Origin of the sequence: Devosia sp. (genome assembly GCF_025809055.1) — a bacterium.
Taxonomy (GTDB): Bacteria; Pseudomonadota; Alphaproteobacteria; order Rhizobiales; family Devosiaceae; genus Devosia.
Window position 1 is genome coordinate 2,516,401 of sequence record NZ_CP075529.1, and the last position, 16,150, is coordinate 2,532,550.

Sequence of the window (16,150 nt, forward strand, 5' to 3'; positions counted from 1 at the left end):
AGTCTTTTTGGGCTCAAGGCAACAATATTTACAAATACTGTATGTGCGTGGCGATCCTGCAACAATAGTCCCGGAGACGATGTTGAACCGTCTCCAGGCCAATCCACTCCACGACGGGGCCCTATTTCAGCGATCGCGGCAGGCTTTCCGATTGCCACAGGCCGAGGCCAAAGCCATCCGGGTCCAGAAAATCGGCGCTCCAGCCGCCCGGCGCCTCCGAGACCGGGGTGACGATGGTGACCCCTTTGGCGGCGAGATCGGCGACGATGTCGTCAATGCCGCCCTCGTCCACCTCGAAGATCACCGCCGGCGTCGTGCCGCGCACCCCATCCATCTCGAAAAAGATGAGGTCGAGTCCGCTGTCGAGGTGCGCCTGCAGCCAATAGGGCTCGGCTCCCTCCATGCGCTCGAGTGCGAGCCCCATCGTATCGCGATAGAAGGCCTCGGTACGGGCGATGTCGGCGACGTAATAGACAATGCTGGCGGTTTTGGCTTTGAAGCTCATCGAGCCCTCCATGATACTGACATAGGCCTATTGCCGCGGTTCCGGCTTTTGTGAGCGGCGGACAACAAAAAGATGGCCATCGGGGTCATGGCTGGCGAACAGGCCCTCATGCCGCATCAGCGCCGGCAACAGCGCATCGCGGATACGGCCATATGCCAGGTCGAGATTGAGCCCGACAAGATCCTCGGGCGCCGCCATGCCCCTGGCGACGAAGTGCCGCTTGAGCGCGGCAATGCGCTGGCGCAGGGCGGTGTCGGGCAGGTTGAGAAGATAGGCGATCTCGGCCCGGCTATGCCCGGTCAGCACCAGCGCCGCCAGGGCCTTGAGAGCCGGCGACAATCCATCGAGCACGGTATTGATCGGCGTGTCGCTGTACATGGCCCCCGGAGCTGTTCCGCCCTCTGCGCTGTGCCAGCGCCCCTCGCGCGCCTGCCGCCGCCGGGCCGAGCGCCGGACCATGCGGGCCCGGTTGCGCACCACACCCCGGAGCCAGGCCATGGTCTCCGGCGCGCCCAGATCAAACCGGCCGGCCTCGACGGCAATGATCAGGGCGTCCTGCACCACGTCCTCGGCCTGGGCAGAGCCGGCCTCGCGACGGGCAATTGCGACCAATTGGGCATAGGACGGATTGCGCATGGCCCGAGCTTGTCAGGCCGGTGCGTGCGCGGCAAGAGCCTGAAACAGAGGCTTCCTCAGGAGGCCTTCTTGCGCACCTGGGCCCTGGCGGCGCCGGAATGCAGCAAGCCGCCGATGGACCCCGGCGGCAGGGGCGGCGAGAACAGGAACCCCTGTACTTCCGAAACGCCCTCGGCGCGCACCATGGCCAATTGCTCTTCGGTTTCGACGCCTTCGGCCGTGGTCATCATGCCCAGGGACTGCCCCAGCCCGATTACCGCGCGGATGATGGCCTGGCTGTCAGCGCGGGCCGTCAGGTCGCGCATGAAGCTGCGGTCGATCTTGATCTTGTCGAAGGGGAAGCTGCGCAGATAGCTGAGTGAAGAATAGCCGGTGCCGAAATCATCCATGGAGATGCGCACGCCCATGGCCCGCAGATCATGCAGGGCCCGGATGGTGGCCTCGCTATCGGTGAGCAACAGGCTTTCGGTGATTTCAAGTTCGAGCCGTTTGGGATCGAGACGCGCATCGGAGAGGGCCGCCCGCACCTGGGCCACGAGGTCCTTGCTGCGGAACTGCACCGGCGACAGGTTGACCGCGATGCGCACATCCTCGGGCCAGCCGGCAGCGACGCGGCAGGCCTCGTGCAGCACCCATTCGCCGATGGGCACGATGAGCCCGGTCTCCTCGGCGACCGGAATGAACTCGACCGGGGAAATGGTGCGGTCGTCATGATCCCAGCGCAGCAGCGCCTCTACGCAGGTGACCCGGTTTTCCTTGAGCCCCAGCAACGGCTGATACATGAGGCGCAATTCGTTGCGCTGCATGGCCAGGCGCAGGCCGGCCTCGATGGAGCGGCGTTGCTGCAAGTCAGCATCCATGCCGGCTTCGAAGAAATGATAATTGGACCGGCCTTCGCTCTTGGCCTTGTAGAGCGCCAGATCGGCATTCTTGACCAATTGGTCTGTGGTGATGCCATCGCCCGGGCCCACGGCAATGCCGACTGACGCGCCGATCTCGACCTGCTGGCCACCGATATTCATCGGCGCCCGCATGGCCCGGACAATGCGGTCGGCGACCCGCGCCGCCGCATCGACGCTGTCGATCGGGCGCAGCAGCAGGGCAAACTCGTCGCCGCCCAGGCGCGCCAGAAGATCGGTTTCGCGCGTCGTGCCCCAGAGCCGCACCGCGGCCTGCTTGATCACCTCGTCGCCCACCGCATGGCCCAGCGTGTCGTTGACCGCCTTGAAGTGGTCGAGGTCGATATAGAGCACCGCCGCCATTTCGCCGCGCTGGAACGCCGCCTCGGTCTTGGCCATGGTCTCGAGAAACTCGATGCGGTTGGGCAGATCGGTCAGGGCATCATGGCGCGCCAGATGCTGGATGCGCGCTTCGGCCTGGCGCTGCTCGGTAATGTCCTCATGGGTCGAGACCCAGCCGCCATCCTTCATCGGATGGTGCTGCATCATGATGGTGCGGCCATTGAGCTCGTGGACATTCTTGCCATATTCGCGCCGCGCGATCAGCTCGCGCCGCCAGGTGATATACTCTTCCCTGGTGCCGCCGCCGCTCATGCCCATGTCGAACAGATGCGCGAGAATGTCCTCGAGCTGGGTGCCGGGCTTGAGCAGGGCCATGGGCAGGTTGTAGATGCGGGCATAGGGCTCGTTGCAGATGACCAGGCGCCCCATGGCATCCATCATGCACAGGCCAATCGAGATATTGTTGACCGCCGCATCGAGCCGGATGTTCTGCCGTTCGAGCTCGAGCTTGCGCTTCTGCTGGCTTTCGGACCGCGCGATCTCGTCGGTAATGTCCTCATGGGTCACGACCCAGCCCAATTGCGGGGAATAGACATGCGCGGTCTCGATGATGCGCCCGCCCGACACAATTTCCTGGCTCTTGGCGCGCGCGCCGCTGCGATTGGACAAGAGCTCGCTCGAATAGTGTTCGTAAAAGGCATCGGCGCGCTGGCCCGGATGGTTGCCCAGCCGGTGCGAGAGATGCACGACGTCTTCAAGCGTCATGCCGCGATGGATGGCATCGCGCGAAAAGCCATAGAAATCGCGGTAGTTCTTGTTCCACATCAACAGGCGGAACTGCGGGGACCACACGCAGAAACCGTAGGGAATGTTCTCGAGTGCCGCATCCAGCAGCAATGTCTCGGCGACCTGTCCTAGATCGCCCGCGTCTTTCGACTGCATCGAACCCCCAGCTGGCTTGCTCATTTCGCGACGCTGGCGGGAGGTTAAGGATGCCCGCTTAACGCCCGATTAAATGGAAGCACCGAGATGCGCCGGTTCCCCCATCCGGGCGGCGATTTTTGCGGCCCCGGCGGAGGGTGTCAGGTGGCCCATGTCGAGGCGGAGATCGTAGGGGCGGTTGTCATGCACGGCGCTCTGCCACAACAGCACCGGCGGCGGGGCCTCGTCGCCCTTGGCATAAATGCTCCCCGGATCGGCATTGCGCCGCGCCATGATGGTGTCGAGATCGCAGTCGACGCCCACGCGCAGGACTGTCAGACCCCCGATCGCGTCGTCCAGAAGCGCGCCCGGATCGAAGGGGGAAGCATAGTGACGATGAAGGCCCAGATCAGCCACCACGTCGAAACCGGCCGCAGCGAGCGCCACCAGCGTTGACGCATAGACTGCGAAGAGGCTTTTGACCGTCGGCTCGAGATCGGGCCGCTCCCCGCCAGGGCGGAGGCCAATGCCGGGAAACAGGGTTTCCGGCAGTGTGGCGTTGAAGGCATCGACACCCCAATTGACCCAGCGCCCCGGCACTTCGGCCTGCACGGCCTTGGCCAGGCTCGATTTTCCCGAGCGCGGGGCGCCGTTGAGGATGACGATGCGGCCAGCCATGCCCTGCCTCCGGTGAGTTGGCACAAGAAAAGGGGAATGGGGTGGTTCTCACCCCATTCCCCCATCAACGCAAGAGACGGCCGGCACTGATTGGTTAGGAAGCCGACTTGGAATTGCGCGCCGCCCAGGTCTTGAGGCGGAGGCCATTGAGGCGGATGAAGCCTTCGGCATCGTGATGGTCATAGGCCACGGCGCCTTCCTCGAAGGTCACGAGGTCCATCGAATAGAGGCTATGGGGCGAGGTGCGGGCGATGACATTGGCCGAACCCTTGTAGAGCTTTACCGTCACTTCGCCGGTGACATAGGTCTGCGACTTGTCGATCAGCGCCTGCAGCATTTCCCGCTCGGGCGAATACCAGAAGCCGTTATAGATCAGCTCGGCATATTTGGGCATGATCTCATCCTTGAGATGGGCCTCGCCGCGATCGAGCGTGATCGATTCGATGCCGCGATGGGCTGCGAGCAGGATGGTGCCGCCCGGCGTCTCGTAGAGCCCGCGCGATTTCATGCCGACAAACCGGTTCTCGACCAGGTCCAGCCGGCCCACGCCGTGCTTGCCCCCCAATTCGTTGAGCCGGGTCAGCAGCGCCGCCGGGCTCAGCTTTTCGCCATTGATGGCCACCGCATCGCCCTTCTCGAAGGCGATGGTGATGATTTCGGGGCTGTCGGGGGCCTTTTCCGGATCGACGGTGCGCTGGGGCACGTAATCGGGGAAGGGCACGGCCGGGTCTTCAAGCACCATGCCTTCAGAGGAGGTATGCAGCAGATTGGCATCGACCGAGAACGGCGCTTCGCCGCGCTTGTCCTTGGCGATCGGGATCTGGTTCTTTTCGGCATAGGAAAGCAGCGCCGTGCGGCTGCGCAGGTCCCATTCGCGCCAGGGAGCGATGACCTTGAGGCCGGGCATCAGGGCATTGGCGGTCAATTCGAACCGCACCTGGTCATTGCCCTTGCCGGTAGCGCCATGGGCGATGGCATCGGCGCCGGTTTCGCGGGCGATCTCGACCAGATGCTTGGAAATCACCGGCCGGGCGATGGAGGTGCCGAGCAGGTACTGACCTTCATAAAGGGCATTGGCGCGGAACATCGGAAACACGAAATCGCGCACGAATTCCTCGCGCAGATCGACAATGCGGATGTCCTTGATGCCGAACATCTCGGCCTTCTTGCGGGCCGGTTCGAGCTCCTCGCCCTGCCCCAGATCGGCGGTGAAGGTGACGATCTCAGCCTGGTAGTGCTCCTGCAGCCATTTCAGCATGATGGAGGTGTCCAGACCCCCCGAATAGGCCAGCACGATTTTCTTGATGTCGTTTGCCATGGTGATATCCCAATGATGATGGCGCCAGGATAGGCCAGAGATCACGCAATAAACTTGCAATCATCGCATGAAATGGAGATATTTTGGCAGATTGTGCCAAAAATGAATTCGTTCGTGACGCAAGATGCCAGAAATACTCGACGCCATCGACCGCCGTATCCTCAGAGCATTGCAGCGCAATGCCCGCATGTCCAATGTCGAGCTCGCCAATGCGGTGGGCCTGTCGCCCTCGCCCTGCCTGCGCCGGGTCAAGCTGCTCGAGGAAAAAGGCATCATCGATCAATATGCGGCCGTCCTCAACGGACCGCTTCTGGGGCTGGGTCTGACGGTCTTTGCGCGCATCTGGTTCAAGACCCAGCACGCCGAGACCACCAACCAGTTTGCCGAAACCATGCGCAAATATCCCGAGGTGGTCGAATGTTACCTCACCACCGGGGAATGCGACGCGCTGCTGCGCATCGTCACCACCGACCTGCACGCCTATTGGCGCTTCCAGTCCGACCACCTCATGCGCATCCCATCGGTGCAGTCCGTCAAGACCGACGTGCCCATGGAGACCATCAAGCGCAGTTTTGAACTGCCATTGCCATGAGCCAGGACCCGATGCAGCAGCCCCGAGCCGGCGGATGCCTCTGCGGCAGGGTCCGCTTCGTCACCCACGGCGCGCCCTATCGCGTCGGCATCTGTCATTGCCTCGATTGCCGCAAGCATCACGGCGCCCTGTTTCACGCCTCGGCCATCTTTCCCGAGGCGGCGGTGACCATTTCGGGCACAACCAAGAACTATGAGGGGCGCTGCTTCTGCCCCCATTGCGGCAGCTCAGTCTTTTCGCGCTCCGATGACGAGATCGAGGTCAATCTGGGCAGTTTCGACGCGCCGGATACGTTCAGGCCAACCTACGAACTCTGGACCGAACGGCGCGAGGCCTTTCTGCCCGAATTTGCCGGCACACGCCGCTACGACCGCAACCGCCCAGGCGGCACCCGTCACGAGAGCTAGCACGACAGGCGCGGGCGCGTTATGACCGGAACACTATCTCCGGAGCCAAGCCATGCCCGCCTTCATCCCCGATCTGCCCGTCATTGCTGGTTTCGCGCTGGCCGCTTTCGTGCTTGCGATCACACCGGGGCCGGATATGGCCCTGTTCATTTCGCGCACCATGAACTGGGGGCGCAGCCATGGCTTTGCCACTGTGCTCGGCGCCATTACCGGCATTGCTGTGCACACGACGCTGGTGGCTTTCGGCATTTCGGTGCTGATCGTCACGGCCCCCGCCGCCTTCTGGGCGCTCAAGATCGTGGGCGCGCTCTATCTGGTCTGGCTCGCCATCCAGGCCATCCGCGATGGCGGCGGCATCCTCATCACCCGCGCCGCCGGCCGGCAGCCGAGCTGGCGCCAGTCCTATCTGTCCGGGCTCGGCATCAATCTCACCAATCCCAAGGTCGCCCTCTTCTTCGTGACCTTTCTGCCCCAGTTCGTCTCTGCATCCGATCCGGCTGCCGCCGGCAAGCTGATGTTCCTCGGCTTCGAATTCGTCCTGGTGTCGCTGCCTATCGTCGTCGCCATCGTGCTCTTTGCCGAATGGCTGACGCGCACGCTCAAAGAGAATGTCTGGGTCGGCAAGGCGCTGAACTGGAGCTTTGCCGCCGTGTTCATGGCCTTCGCGGCGACCATCCTGCTCGCCGAGGGAAGGAAGTAAGCTCATGGCCCTTCGCATGGCTCAGGGCGTTCATCGCTCAAATAGCGCCACAGGCGCGATTGGCCCCGGCGGGTCGCGATGAACTATCGCCACACCTTCCATGCCGGCAATTTTGCCGATGTGGTCAAGCACGTCATCCTCACCCGCATCCTCGCCTATCTCATGCGCAAGCAGGCAGCCTTCAGGGTCATCGACACCCATGCGGGGCTCGGCCTCTATGACCTTTTCGGCGACCAGGCGGAGAGGACCGGCGAATGGCAGGACGGTATCGGAAGGCTGATTCACGTAAAACTTCCGGGCGTTGCGGAAGATCTGTTCGCCCCCTACCGCGACGCGGTTCTGGCGCAGAATCCGGACGGTGCCCTGCGCTACTATCCCGGCTCGCCCTTCATCACCCGGCATATGCTGCGCAGCCAGGACCGGCTGATGGGGTTTGAGCTGCATCCCATGGATGCGGACCGTCTCAAGGAGAACTTTGCCGGCGATTTCCAGACCCGCATCACCGCGCTCGATGCCTGGAAGATTTTCGGCACCCACCTGCCACCCAAGGAAAAGCGCGGACTTGTCCTCATCGATCCGCCCTTCGAGGAAAAGGGCGAGTTCGATCGCATGGTCAAAAGCCTGGTGCAGGGCCACCAGCGCTGGCCCGGCGGCATCTATGCCTATTGGTATCCGATCAAGGAGCCGGACGAAGTGGGCCGCTTCCTCAAGGCGCTCAAGGCCACGGGCATTCCCAAAATCCTGCGGATCGAGATGACCATTCGCGCGCCCTCGACACCACCGCGCCTGCATGGCACCGGCATGATCGTGGTCAATCCGCCCTTTGTGCTGGAAGAGGAAATGCGGGTCCTGCTGCCGGTGCTGGCGGAGCTGCTGGCCGAAGAGGGGCGCGGGAAATGGAGCGTGGACTGGGTGGCCGGGGAGTAGTTACCAGACGCGGCCGGGCCTAAAGCTTGAACTCGTAATACATGATCTTGTCGTCATCCCCGCCAAGCGCGCGGTAGAAATCATTGGCCGCCGCATTGTCCAGTTCCGTGCCCAGCCAGGCATCGACGCAACCGATCTCGCGCCCCCAGGCGAAGAGTTCCGCCATCATCGCGCGGCCGATCCCCTGGCGCAAATGACTGGTCGCCGTCCCCACCTCGTCGACATAGAGCTCATCGGGCTTGTCCGGGTGGCGATGCACGACGCCGGCGCATTGGCCGACGACCAGGTCGCCATCGAGCGCCACCACCATGAGATGGCCGGGCTCGGCCAGGTAGGCGGCAACACGCTGCGGATGGATAGGTTCGTCGAAGACGTCTTCGGCGACATTGCCCAGGATGGCGGCATCTTCAGGGCCAAGGCGCTTGCAGACGATGGTCATCACAGCGCCAACAGCGCGTCCCGGTCCTTCTTGGCCAGGCGTTCGCTTTCGCTCTTGAGCTGCCCGCAGGCGGCAAAGATATCGCGGCCGCGCGGGGTGCGGACGGGGGAGGCATAGCCGGCGCGGTTGACGATATCGGCAAAGCGCTCGATGCGGGCAGAAGGCGAGGTGCCGTAATTGGCGCCCGGCCAGGGATTGAACGGGATGAGGTTGATCTTGGCGGGAATGCCGGCGAGCAACCGCACCAGTTCGCGCGCCTCGGCATCGCTGTCATTGATGCCATCGAGCATCACATATTCGAAGGTGATGCGGCGGGCATTGGAGAGGCCGGGATAATTGCGGCAGGCCTCGAGCAGGTCCTTGAGCGGCCACTTCTTGTTGATCGGCACCAGGACGTCGCGCAGGTCGTCGCGCACTGCATGCAGCGAAATGGCCAGCATGACGTCGATCTCGCGGCCGGTCGGCTCGATATAGGGCACGACACCGGAGGTCGAGAGCGTGATGCGGCGCTTGGAAATCGACATGCCGTCGCCGGCCGAAGCGATGAGCAGGGCCTGCTTGACGTTCTCGTAATTGTAGAGCGGCTCGCCCATGCCCATCATCACGATATTGGTGATGGCGCGGGTTTCCCCGCCGGGCACCAGACCCCCGTCATCGGGGCGCGAACCGCCCGGAAAATCACCCAGACGCTCGCGGGCCATCAGGATCTGGCCCAGGATTTCACCGGCGGTGAGATTGCGCACCAGCTTCTGCGTGCCGGTATGGCAGAACGAGCAGGTCAGCGTGCAGCCCACCTGCGAGGAGACACACAGCGTGCCGCGATCGCTTTCGGGAATATAGACGGTTTCCACCTCGACCGGCGGCAGGTTGGGGTTCTGCGGATCGCGGAAGCGGAACAGCCACTTGCGCGTGCCATCGACCGACACCTGTTCGGTGACGATTTCCGGCCGGTCGAGATTGAAGGTTTCGCTGAGCTTCTGGCGGACGGGCTTGGCCACATTGGTCATACGGTCGAAATCGGTGACGCCGTTGACATAGAGCCAGTTCCACAACTGGCTGGCCCGCATCCGGCCTTCCTTCTCCGCCACCACCTCATGGCCCACCAGCGCCTCGGCAAGGCCGGCCTTGGACAGACCGATCAGCGAGGGACGCGAAGCGACCGCCGGACGGATGGCAGTCGAATGGTCGAGGTTCAGCGCGTGGCTCATGGCAGGCACACCGGGGGCGTTGGGAATGCAGGAAGTTGCGCGCCTTTAGCATGACGCGGCGCAAAACTCAAAGTCACGCGCGCGGGAGGCCGGGTTGCGAGGGGCGCAGGGACGGCGCAAAACACCGCGCCCTACCCTTCTCCAGGTCATTCCCGCGAAGACACCATGTTTAGGGACGGCTTAGAGGAAAATCAGCATTCGGCGCCGGTGGCCTGCTGGGCGGCGGTGGCGCCGGACAGCGAAAAGCTCTGGACCACGGTGGTGCCATCGGCAGCAGTGCCGGAAATGGTCAGGGTCGAGCCGGCGCGAATGGCCGAGGCGAGGCCAGCCGCCTGCGCCGCATCGTCGAGCCAGGCCGCATCGCCCTGGGTGAACAGCGCAAAGGTCTGCCCGCCGATATTGACCGTGGCCATCGAGCCGGTCTGGAACGTGTAGCCGGAAACGAGGTTGAACTCGTTGATGACGTCTTCGCCCGGACGGTTGGTGACATAGAGATAGGCATCGCCCAGCCCGGCCGGGGTCGGCTCGGTGCTCTTGGGGCGGCTCATGGCAAAGCAGATCGTGCCCGAACCGTCATCGGCGGCGTAACTCGACCAATCGCGAAAATCCCCCAGGACCCGGGCCGACTGGGCCAGGGCCGGCAGTCCGGCCGCGGTGGCCAGAACCAGAGCAAGAGCGAAACGGGCAGTGGTACGAACGGTCATCAGGTCGGCTCTTCAAAAGGACAAAGGGCGACGGGCAGCGGGCCCGGCGCCCAGTTATGGCCTTTCGGCCTTGGGGGGCAAGCCTTTACTGGCAGGCCGCATCGATGGCGTTCATCGCCGCCGTGGCGCCGGACAGCGAATAGGTATCCACCGTATTGGTGCCGCGCTGGCTGGTACCGCGCACCACCATCTGGCTGCCGGCCTTGAGCGCGGTGACGAAACCGGGCTCATCGGCGGTCGAGGCAAGCCAGGCGGTCGAGCCCTGGGCGGCCATGGTATAGGCCTTGCCATCGATGGTGGCGCTGGCCTTGGCGTCGGTGCTGTTGAACGGATAACCGATATGGGTCTGGGCCTCGTTCTTGCTGCCCAGGCCCTTGCGATGCACGATCAGGAACTTGATCGGATCGCGATTGGCCCCGGCCGGCTCGCTTTTCTGCGGCTCGGAGATAATGAAGCAGATCTCCCCGCTCTGGTCGCTGGCCTGGTAGGCCGACCAGGCATTGAAAGTTCCCAGCTCCGTCGCCTGCTGGGCCTGTGCGGCCGGCGCCAGAGCCATGATCGAGGCGACCGCGAGCCCAATTGCCAGGCTGCCGGTTTTCATCGTCATCGCCAATTCATCCTCTTGTCTTGCTGCCGTTCGAGAAACTCGCTGCCCGTCCAGTTTGCCTCGAACATGGTTACCAAGGTGTCAAACTCACCCCCGAATGTGAGTATTTGCCTCAAATGAAAGCCAATCGCGGCGGCAATGCGGCATTGGCCTGCATCGGAGGCCCCGATTGTCATCGAAGGGTTATGTGCGGGTTAACAATGGTGTGAGGCTAGGCCGCCAGCGGATAGCTCTGTTCGACCACATAGGGGCCGCCGCCCACCGAATCCCGGCTGGAAAACAGAACGAAACGGGCCGGCACGAAGTCGAGCGGCTCGAACCGCCCGGCCTCGGCAATGAAGCGGGCGACATCGGCGGCCGGTGCCCCGCGCAGCCGGGCCAGCGTGACATGGGGCACGAACTTGCGGCCTTCCGGCGGCAGGCCCGCACGCTGCAGCACCCGTTCATGGGCCGATTGCAACCGGCTCAGCGCCTCGGACGGCTCGACCCCGGCAAACAGGGCCCGCGGCTTGTCGCCGCCAAAGGTGCCAAGATGGGTGAGCCGGATGGCAAAGCGCAGCGAATTGGAGAGCCGGTCGAGACTGTCGGCCACCTCATCGGCGGTCTGCCCGTCGACATCGCCGATGAAGCGCAGGGTGATGTGATAATTGTCCGGATCGATCCAGCGAGCCCCCATCAGCCCGCCGCGCTTGAGCGAGAGAGAAAATGCTGTAGCGGCCGGTATTTCGAGGCCGGTAAAGAGCCTGGGCATGGATGAGCCTCCCTGGCGATCGGCGATTCGGCACCCACGGTAAACACAAACGGGTCATCCGGCCAGTCCGCGGTGTCGCACCGGTCCGATTGTCCTTGTCAATCAAGGGTTCCATCCCCATATTCGTCGCCAAGTGGCAAAGCCAATTGCCCCCGGCGGTTCATGACCGCACGCTTCTAGTTGGGAAAGGAAACCTAGAATGGCTGAATATGACCGTCAGACCCTCAATGCGCGGGCCGGCTCGGCCTTGGCCATCGATGAGGGCCTGCGCAGCTACATGCTGCGTGTTTACAACTATATGGGCCTCGGCCTGGTCGTGACGGGCCTGGTGGCCTGGTTCACCAGCCAGTGGGCCATGTCGAGCCAGGCCAATGCCGAACTGCTCTATGGCAGCCCGCTCGCCTTTGTCATCATGCTGTCGCCGCTGGCCTTCGTGCTGGTGCTGAGCTTCGGCATCGGTAAGCTCTCCGTACCCGCCGCACAGGCCGTGTTCTGGGCCTTTGCCGCCGTCATGGGCCTGTCGCTGAGCTCGATCTTTCTGGTCTATACCGGCGCCTCGATCGCCAAGGTGTTCTTCATCACCGCCGCCACCTTCGGCGCGATGAGCCTTTACGGCTACACCACCAAGCGTGACCTGACCGGCATGGGCAACTTCCTGATGATGGGCCTCATCGGCATCATCATCGCCTCGATCGTGAACATCTTCATGGCCTCGTCCATGCTGGACTTCGCCATCTCGGTCCTCGGCGTGCTGATCTTCACCGGTCTCACCGCCTATGACACCCAGAAGATCAAGGAAAGCTATTCGGAAAGCTATGGCGCCGATGTCCTGGCCAAGAACGCCATCATGGGCGCGCTCAGCCTCTACCTCGACTTCATCAACCTGTTCATGATGCTCCTGCGCCTGTTCGGCAATCGCGAGTAGTCAACGAAAGGCTTGATGATCCGATCAAGCATTTTGGTTGGACGCAAACAAAGGCCGCAGCCTAAAAGGGTTGCGGTCTTTTTCTTTGCGCCCGAGCCATGTCCGATACCCTGCTCCGCCCCTTTGCCTGGTCCGACGTTCCCGCCATCACCGCCATCTACCGGCACTATGTCGAGAACACCGCCATCACCTTCGATACCGAGCCTCCGGGCGAGGAAGCCATTGCCGAAAAATATGCGGGCCTTAGGAAGCTCGGGCACCCGCTGATCGTCGCCGAACGGGACGGTAAGGTCGCGGGCTATGCCTATGCCAGCTTCTATCGTCCGCGCGCCGCCTACCGGTTCACGGCAGAGGACTCGATCTATCTCGACCCCACCGAAACCGGGCGTGGCCTGGGGCGGCTTTTGCTCACCGAGCTTCTGGCGCAATCGAAGGCCTTCGGCTTCAAGCAGATGCTGGCAGTGATCACCGCCGACACCGCCAATTCGATCGCCATTCACGAAAAGTTCGGCTTCAGCCGCGTCGGCTACTATTCGGCGGTCGGCTACAAGTTCGACCGCTGGCACGATATCGTGCACCTGCAAAAAGCGCTCTGAGGTGGCCCTGCTCACCCTCATGGTCGGCCTGCCCGGCTCGGGCAAGACGACGAGGGCCAGGGCCCTGGCCGCAGCGAGCGGCGCCCTGCGCCTCACCCCAGATGAGTGGCAGACGCGCCTGTTCGACGATGACATGCATCATCCCGACCATGATCGCCGCCACAATGAGGTCGAGGCGATCATGTGGGAGATTGCGGCCCATATGCTGGCCCATGGCCAGGATGTCATCCTCGATTTCGGCTTCTGGTCGCGGCAGGAGCGTGCCGGCTTTGCCGCGCGCGCCAAGGCACTGGGTGCGCAATGCCGGATCGACTATGACCCGGTGCCTCTGGACGAGCTGGAGCGGCGGGTTATCGCGCGCAATGCGCTGGATGGGCAGCACTTTGCCATTCCTGTCGCCAATCTGCGGCAATGGGCAGCCCTGTTCGAGGCGCCCGATGCCGGTGAACTGGCCGGCCGCTTCGGCCCCGAGGCCTCCGGCCAGCACTGACCGCCCGGATTGCGCCACCGGTGGCAGGGTCAGCCGATGGCCGCCTGCAAGCGGGCAATGATCTGCCCCATCCGGCCCGAAGCCAGAAGGCCCGGCCCAAGCGGTCCGGAGCGGTCCTGCCCGATCGGCGGCAGGGTGCGCAGCGCGGCGCGCGCCGCGGGCGTCAGCTGCGCGACCTGCCAGGCGATCTCGGTCTCTTCCCGGTCGGGCGCATCGGGGGCCGCAAGGCCGGCGGCCTTTACCGCATAGGCGGCGGCGCCCAACGCATGGGCGCCCATATGACAGACGGCAGAGGCCTGGCCGGCGGACCGGGCGGCCGCCAGCGCGGCGGGCGAGGCGTCGCGCCTGGTGCTGCCGCCACCAAAACGCCGCCGGATTTCCCCGGCGGTGTCGAGCTCGCCTTTTGCATAGGCACGGGCGCGGGCAATCGCCTGGCGCGGACGATCATCGCCGGGCTTTTCGGCCTCGAACAGGCCCAGCACGCGCTCGGCACAGCTGGCGGCCCAGTCGGCAACCTTGCGACGCTCGTCTTCGGGAAGTGTCTGGATGGATAAAGCCAAAGTCCCAACTCCGGTAGCCACGATCGCCCCGCCCCAATTCGGGCGCGGACTATGCCAGCCGACGGACATCTGTGCCAGTGCGTGCTCTAGTTGAGCCGCTTGCGCATGGGAAAACCATTGACCTTGCGGCCCACGGCCTGCGGGCCATCGGCGATCCAGCCGTGATCGGCATAGAATTGCCGCGCCGTCGCGGTCGATTCGAGGCGCGCCTCGCCAAGGCCCAGCCCCGCAAGTTCGGATTCCAGCTGCGCCAGAAGCGCCTTGCTGACGCCGGTAAACCGGGCCCGGGGTGCCACATAGTTGAGTGCGATATCGCCCGACCTCGTGGCCGCGCCCACGGCAACCACCGACCCGGCCCGCTCCGCCACCAGCATGATGAGATCGGTATTGGCCAGCATGGCGGCAACGCCCTCCATGCTCTTGTTGCGGGTCCAGGCGGCCAGCTTTTCGGGATCACTGCCATGATCGGCGGCGCACAACTCGGTTATGGCGGCGATGAGGACGGCACTCATGGCCGGGACATCGGCGGGCTCCGCCCGGCGAATGAGAAGGCTCACCCCACCACCATCAGGTCCGGATCGAGCACGCGCAGCACCTGGGCCAGGTCGTGCCCGCGCTTGAGCACCCGCCCCTGCTGGTTGGTCACCATGAACTGGCCCTGGCGGTTGCGCAGCTTGGGGTTTTTCTCGACCACGAAGAGCGGGCGTTCCGAGACGCGGGCATAGATGGAGAACAGCGCCCTATCCTTGAGGAAGTCCATGGCATAGTCGCGCCACTCGCCCTGGCCGACCTTGCGGCCATAGACGGACAGGATCTGCATGAGCTCGCGACGATCGAAGGCCACAACCGGCTGCACGGGTCCTTTGGGCTGCGCAGCGGGTTCGCCCACATGCACCAGCGACAGGTTAGCCCGGTTGTCATCCGACGGCCCTGGCACGCGGCCCTCAACTCCTCGTCATTTCGCTGTCATGATCGGCGCATTTGCCGGGGATGGCAAGGGGCGAGAAAAACCCAAATTCGGCCACGATTTGTCCCTCACAGCGCCCCATTGACCCGGCACTGTTCAACCATTGCCTCCAGTGGCCGGCTCCGGACTGACCGAGCCCCCAAACCACGATGTCCGGGCCGGCCGCCCCCAATACTGAGTTGACATAGTCAGTCAGCCCGCTCCTCCCCCCAGGAGCGGGCTTTTTCTTTGTCCACGCGTTCAGGGTTCGTAGGCGGCGGCGCCGATAATGGTGCCCGGAAGGTTCTGGCGGTCCTGCTGCACGAGAATGGCGAGCCCCGACCCGGGCTGCGACAGCACCTGCTGCAGCGGCAGCTTGAAACTGGCCCCCTCTTCGGCCTCCCAGGCGCCCAGCAACTGCCGCCCGGTCACCACATGGGTATAGACCATGGTCTTGCCGGCATTCTCGCCGCGCTCGATGGCGACATGGGCCTGGTCGATATAGGTCACGAGCCACACCGTGGCATTGCCCTGGCCCTCAAGGCCCGGCACGGCGACGGTGAGCACATCGTCCTTGCGCGTCACCGCCACGGCGACGGGCAGATGCGCATTGGCGACTTCCGACTGCACCAGGTTGCGCTTGGAGCCGACAACGCCCTTGGCGCCGTTGATGACCATTTGCGGGGTGAAGATGCGCGAGGAGCCCCAGCTCTTGGCATAGTCGCGCTGGCGGTCCGAAAAGCCCTTGGCGCCAAACGTGTCTTCCCAGCCGATATAGTCCCAATAGTCCACGTGATAGGCGAGCGCCACCACGTCGCTCCGCTCGGCCAGGTCGGTCAGCAGCGCATCGGCGGGCGGACAGGACGAGCATCCCTGGCTGGTAAAGAGTTCGACCACCGCCCTGGTGCCGCCAGCCGAATCCTGGGCCCCCGCACTTGCGGCAAGGCAGGCGGTCAACAGGCAGGTGGCAACAAGGCGTGAAAGGGCGGGTCTGAGCAT

At 63.9% G+C, this 16,150-nt stretch carries 21 protein-coding genes; 7 read left to right on the plus strand and 14 right to left on the minus strand.

Features of this window, described 5'->3' with window-relative positions:
* Nucleotides 1–121: 121 nt before the first annotated feature.
* The 5 genes from KIT02_RS12315 to KIT02_RS12335 form a co-directional block, all read right to left on the minus strand.
* Nucleotides 122–505: a VOC family protein gene (locus tag KIT02_RS12315; protein ID WP_297578108.1), complete on the minus strand. Its 384-nt coding sequence runs from the start codon at nt 503–505 to the stop codon at nt 122–124.
* Nucleotides 506–532: 27 nt separating this feature from the next.
* Nucleotides 533–1,141, minus strand: coding sequence for a sigma factor (locus KIT02_RS12320; RefSeq protein ID WP_297578110.1), 609 nt, complete (start codon nt 1,139–1,141; stop codon nt 533–535).
* A gap of 56 nt (nt 1,142–1,197) precedes the next feature.
* Nucleotides 1,198–3,324, minus strand: a complete 2,127-nt coding sequence (locus KIT02_RS12325) for an EAL domain-containing protein (protein ID WP_297578112.1) — start codon at nt 3,322–3,324, stop codon at nt 1,198–1,200.
* A 69-nt stretch (nt 3,325–3,393) separates the two neighbouring features.
* Nucleotides 3,394–3,981 carry a chloramphenicol phosphotransferase gene (locus tag KIT02_RS12330; RefSeq protein ID WP_297578114.1) on the minus strand — a complete coding sequence of 196 codons (588 nt, stop codon included), beginning with the start codon at nt 3,979–3,981 and terminating at the stop codon, nt 3,394–3,396.
* 94 nt (nt 3,982–4,075) lie between these two features.
* Nucleotides 4,076–5,299: an argininosuccinate synthase gene (locus KIT02_RS12335; protein WP_297578116.1), complete on the minus strand. Its 1,224-nt coding sequence runs from the start codon at nt 5,297–5,299 to the stop codon at nt 4,076–4,078.
* A 124-nt stretch (nt 5,300–5,423) separates the two neighbouring features.
* Between KIT02_RS12335 and KIT02_RS12340 the strand changes: the two genes are divergently transcribed.
* The 4 genes from KIT02_RS12340 to KIT02_RS12355 all read left to right on the plus strand — a co-directional run bounded on the left by KIT02_RS12340 (nt 5,424) and on the right by KIT02_RS12355 (nt 7,925).
* Complete coding sequence (locus tag KIT02_RS12340; RefSeq protein WP_297578118.1) at nt 5,424–5,891, plus strand: Lrp/AsnC family transcriptional regulator; 468 nt, start codon at nt 5,424–5,426, stop codon at nt 5,889–5,891.
* Nucleotides 5,892–5,902: 11 nt separating this feature from the next.
* On the plus strand, nt 5,903–6,298 hold the full coding sequence (locus KIT02_RS12345) for a GFA family protein (protein ID WP_297578119.1): 396 nt from the start codon (nt 5,903–5,905) through the stop codon (nt 6,296–6,298).
* Nucleotides 6,299–6,350: 52 nt separating this feature from the next.
* Nucleotides 6,351–6,998: a LysE family translocator gene (locus KIT02_RS12350; protein ID WP_297578121.1), complete on the plus strand. Its 648-nt coding sequence runs from the start codon at nt 6,351–6,353 to the stop codon at nt 6,996–6,998.
* A 78-nt stretch (nt 6,999–7,076) separates the two neighbouring features.
* Nucleotides 7,077–7,925 (plus strand): 23S rRNA (adenine(2030)-N(6))-methyltransferase RlmJ, encoded by an 849-nt coding sequence (locus KIT02_RS12355; protein WP_297578122.1) that lies wholly within the window; start codon nt 7,077–7,079, stop codon nt 7,923–7,925.
* 19 nt (nt 7,926–7,944) lie between these two features.
* Here the strand turns inward: KIT02_RS12355 and KIT02_RS12360 are convergent, their stop codons facing one another.
* From KIT02_RS12360 to thpR, 5 genes are all read right to left on the minus strand, one after another.
* On the minus strand, nt 7,945–8,364 hold the full coding sequence (locus KIT02_RS12360) for a GNAT family N-acetyltransferase (RefSeq protein WP_297578124.1): 420 nt from the start codon (nt 8,362–8,364) through the stop codon (nt 7,945–7,947).
* Complete coding sequence (gene rlmN, locus KIT02_RS12365; protein WP_297578126.1) at nt 8,364–9,572, minus strand: 23S rRNA (adenine(2503)-C(2))-methyltransferase RlmN; 1,209 nt, start codon at nt 9,570–9,572, stop codon at nt 8,364–8,366. Before rlmN ends, KIT02_RS12360 begins: the two co-directional genes overlap by 1 nt.
* A gap of 191 nt (nt 9,573–9,763) precedes the next feature.
* A complete protein-coding gene (locus tag KIT02_RS12370; RefSeq protein WP_297578128.1) occupies nt 9,764–10,276 on the minus strand; it encodes an invasion associated locus B family protein in 513 nt (170 codons plus the stop codon).
* Between the two features lie 85 nt (nt 10,277–10,361).
* Nucleotides 10,362–10,883, minus strand: coding sequence for an invasion associated locus B family protein (locus KIT02_RS12375; protein ID WP_297578130.1), 522 nt, complete (start codon nt 10,881–10,883; stop codon nt 10,362–10,364).
* A 211-nt stretch (nt 10,884–11,094) separates the two neighbouring features.
* Entirely contained in the window at nt 11,095–11,634 is a 540-nt protein-coding gene (gene thpR, locus KIT02_RS12380; protein ID WP_297578132.1) for an RNA 2',3'-cyclic phosphodiesterase, read from the minus strand.
* A gap of 199 nt (nt 11,635–11,833) precedes the next feature.
* Here thpR and KIT02_RS12385 point away from each other — a divergent pair, with 199 nt between their 5' ends.
* The 3 genes from KIT02_RS12385 to KIT02_RS12395 all read left to right on the plus strand — a co-directional run bounded on the left by KIT02_RS12385 (nt 11,834) and on the right by KIT02_RS12395 (nt 13,645).
* A complete protein-coding gene (locus tag KIT02_RS12385) occupies nt 11,834–12,559 on the plus strand; it encodes a Bax inhibitor-1/YccA family protein (RefSeq protein ID WP_297578134.1) in 726 nt (241 codons plus the stop codon).
* A 98-nt stretch (nt 12,560–12,657) separates the two neighbouring features.
* Nucleotides 12,658–13,155: a GNAT family N-acetyltransferase gene (locus tag KIT02_RS12390; protein ID WP_297578136.1), complete on the plus strand. Its 498-nt coding sequence runs from the start codon at nt 12,658–12,660 to the stop codon at nt 13,153–13,155.
* A gap of 1 nt (nt 13,156) precedes the next feature.
* Nucleotides 13,157–13,645, plus strand: coding sequence for an ATP-binding protein (locus KIT02_RS12395; RefSeq protein WP_297578137.1), 489 nt, complete (start codon nt 13,157–13,159; stop codon nt 13,643–13,645).
* Nucleotides 13,646–13,674: 29 nt separating this feature from the next.
* On the opposite strand, the gene KIT02_RS12400 is transcribed toward KIT02_RS12395, so the two are convergent.
* The 4 genes from KIT02_RS12400 to KIT02_RS12415 form a co-directional block, all read right to left on the minus strand.
* The gene (locus KIT02_RS12400) at nt 13,675–14,205 is read right to left on the minus strand and encodes a putative immunity protein (protein WP_297578139.1); all 531 of its coding nucleotides are present in this window, start codon (nt 14,203–14,205) and stop codon (nt 13,675–13,677) included.
* A gap of 86 nt (nt 14,206–14,291) precedes the next feature.
* Nucleotides 14,292–14,762, minus strand: a complete 471-nt coding sequence (locus KIT02_RS12405; protein ID WP_297578141.1) for a GNAT family N-acetyltransferase — start codon at nt 14,760–14,762, stop codon at nt 14,292–14,294.
* Nucleotides 14,759–15,109 carry a DUF2794 domain-containing protein gene (locus KIT02_RS12410; RefSeq protein WP_297585270.1) on the minus strand — a complete coding sequence of 117 codons (351 nt, stop codon included), beginning with the start codon at nt 15,107–15,109 and terminating at the stop codon, nt 14,759–14,761. The genes KIT02_RS12405 and KIT02_RS12410 overlap by 4 nt, the downstream gene beginning before the upstream one ends.
* A 303-nt stretch (nt 15,110–15,412) precedes the next feature.
* Nucleotides 15,413–16,150, minus strand: a complete 738-nt coding sequence (locus KIT02_RS12415) for a thioredoxin family protein (protein ID WP_297578143.1) — start codon at nt 16,148–16,150, stop codon at nt 15,413–15,415.

What these genes read in the sequence shown, in the direction of transcription:
- rlmN (WP_297578126.1), bottom strand. Translation starts at nt 9,572, where the DNA reads ATGAGCCACGCGCTGAACCTCGACCATTCGACTGCCATCCGTCCGGCG.
- KIT02_RS12325 (WP_297578112.1), bottom strand. Translation starts at nt 3,324, where the DNA reads ATGCAGTCGAAAGACGCGGGCGATCTAGGACAGGTCGCCGAGACATTG.
- KIT02_RS12340 (WP_297578118.1), top strand. Translation starts at nt 5,424, where the DNA reads ATGCCAGAAATACTCGACGCCATCGACCGCCGTATCCTCAGAGCATTG.
- KIT02_RS12345 (WP_297578119.1), top strand. Translation starts at nt 5,903, where the DNA reads ATGCAGCAGCCCCGAGCCGGCGGATGCCTCTGCGGCAGGGTCCGCTTC.
- thpR (WP_297578132.1), bottom strand. Translation starts at nt 11,634, where the DNA reads ATGCCCAGGCTCTTTACCGGCCTCGAAATACCGGCCGCTACAGCATTT.
- KIT02_RS12375 (WP_297578130.1), bottom strand. Translation starts at nt 10,883, where the DNA reads ATGACGATGAAAACCGGCAGCCTGGCAATTGGGCTCGCGGTCGCCTCG.
- KIT02_RS12315 (WP_297578108.1), bottom strand. Translation starts at nt 505, where the DNA reads ATGAGCTTCAAAGCCAAAACCGCCAGCATTGTCTATTACGTCGCCGAC.
- KIT02_RS12370 (WP_297578128.1), bottom strand. Translation starts at nt 10,276, where the DNA reads ATGACCGTTCGTACCACTGCCCGTTTCGCTCTTGCTCTGGTTCTGGCC.
- KIT02_RS12390 (WP_297578136.1), top strand. Translation starts at nt 12,658, where the DNA reads ATGTCCGATACCCTGCTCCGCCCCTTTGCCTGGTCCGACGTTCCCGCC.
- KIT02_RS12360 (WP_297578124.1), bottom strand. Translation starts at nt 8,364, where the DNA reads ATGACCATCGTCTGCAAGCGCCTTGGCCCTGAAGATGCCGCCATCCTG.
- KIT02_RS12335 (WP_297578116.1), bottom strand. Translation starts at nt 5,299, where the DNA reads ATGGCAAACGACATCAAGAAAATCGTGCTGGCCTATTCGGGGGGTCTG.
- KIT02_RS12415 (WP_297578143.1), bottom strand. Translation starts at nt 16,150, where the DNA reads ATGCTCAGACCCGCCCTTTCACGCCTTGTTGCCACCTGCCTGTTGACC.
- KIT02_RS12320 (WP_297578110.1), bottom strand. Translation starts at nt 1,141, where the DNA reads ATGCGCAATCCGTCCTATGCCCAATTGGTCGCAATTGCCCGTCGCGAG.
- KIT02_RS12330 (WP_297578114.1), bottom strand. Translation starts at nt 3,981, where the DNA reads ATGGCTGGCCGCATCGTCATCCTCAACGGCGCCCCGCGCTCGGGAAAA.
- KIT02_RS12385 (WP_297578134.1), top strand. Translation starts at nt 11,834, where the DNA reads ATGGCTGAATATGACCGTCAGACCCTCAATGCGCGGGCCGGCTCGGCC.
- KIT02_RS12355 (WP_297578122.1), top strand. Translation starts at nt 7,077, where the DNA reads ATGAACTATCGCCACACCTTCCATGCCGGCAATTTTGCCGATGTGGTC.
- KIT02_RS12350 (WP_297578121.1), top strand. Translation starts at nt 6,351, where the DNA reads ATGCCCGCCTTCATCCCCGATCTGCCCGTCATTGCTGGTTTCGCGCTG.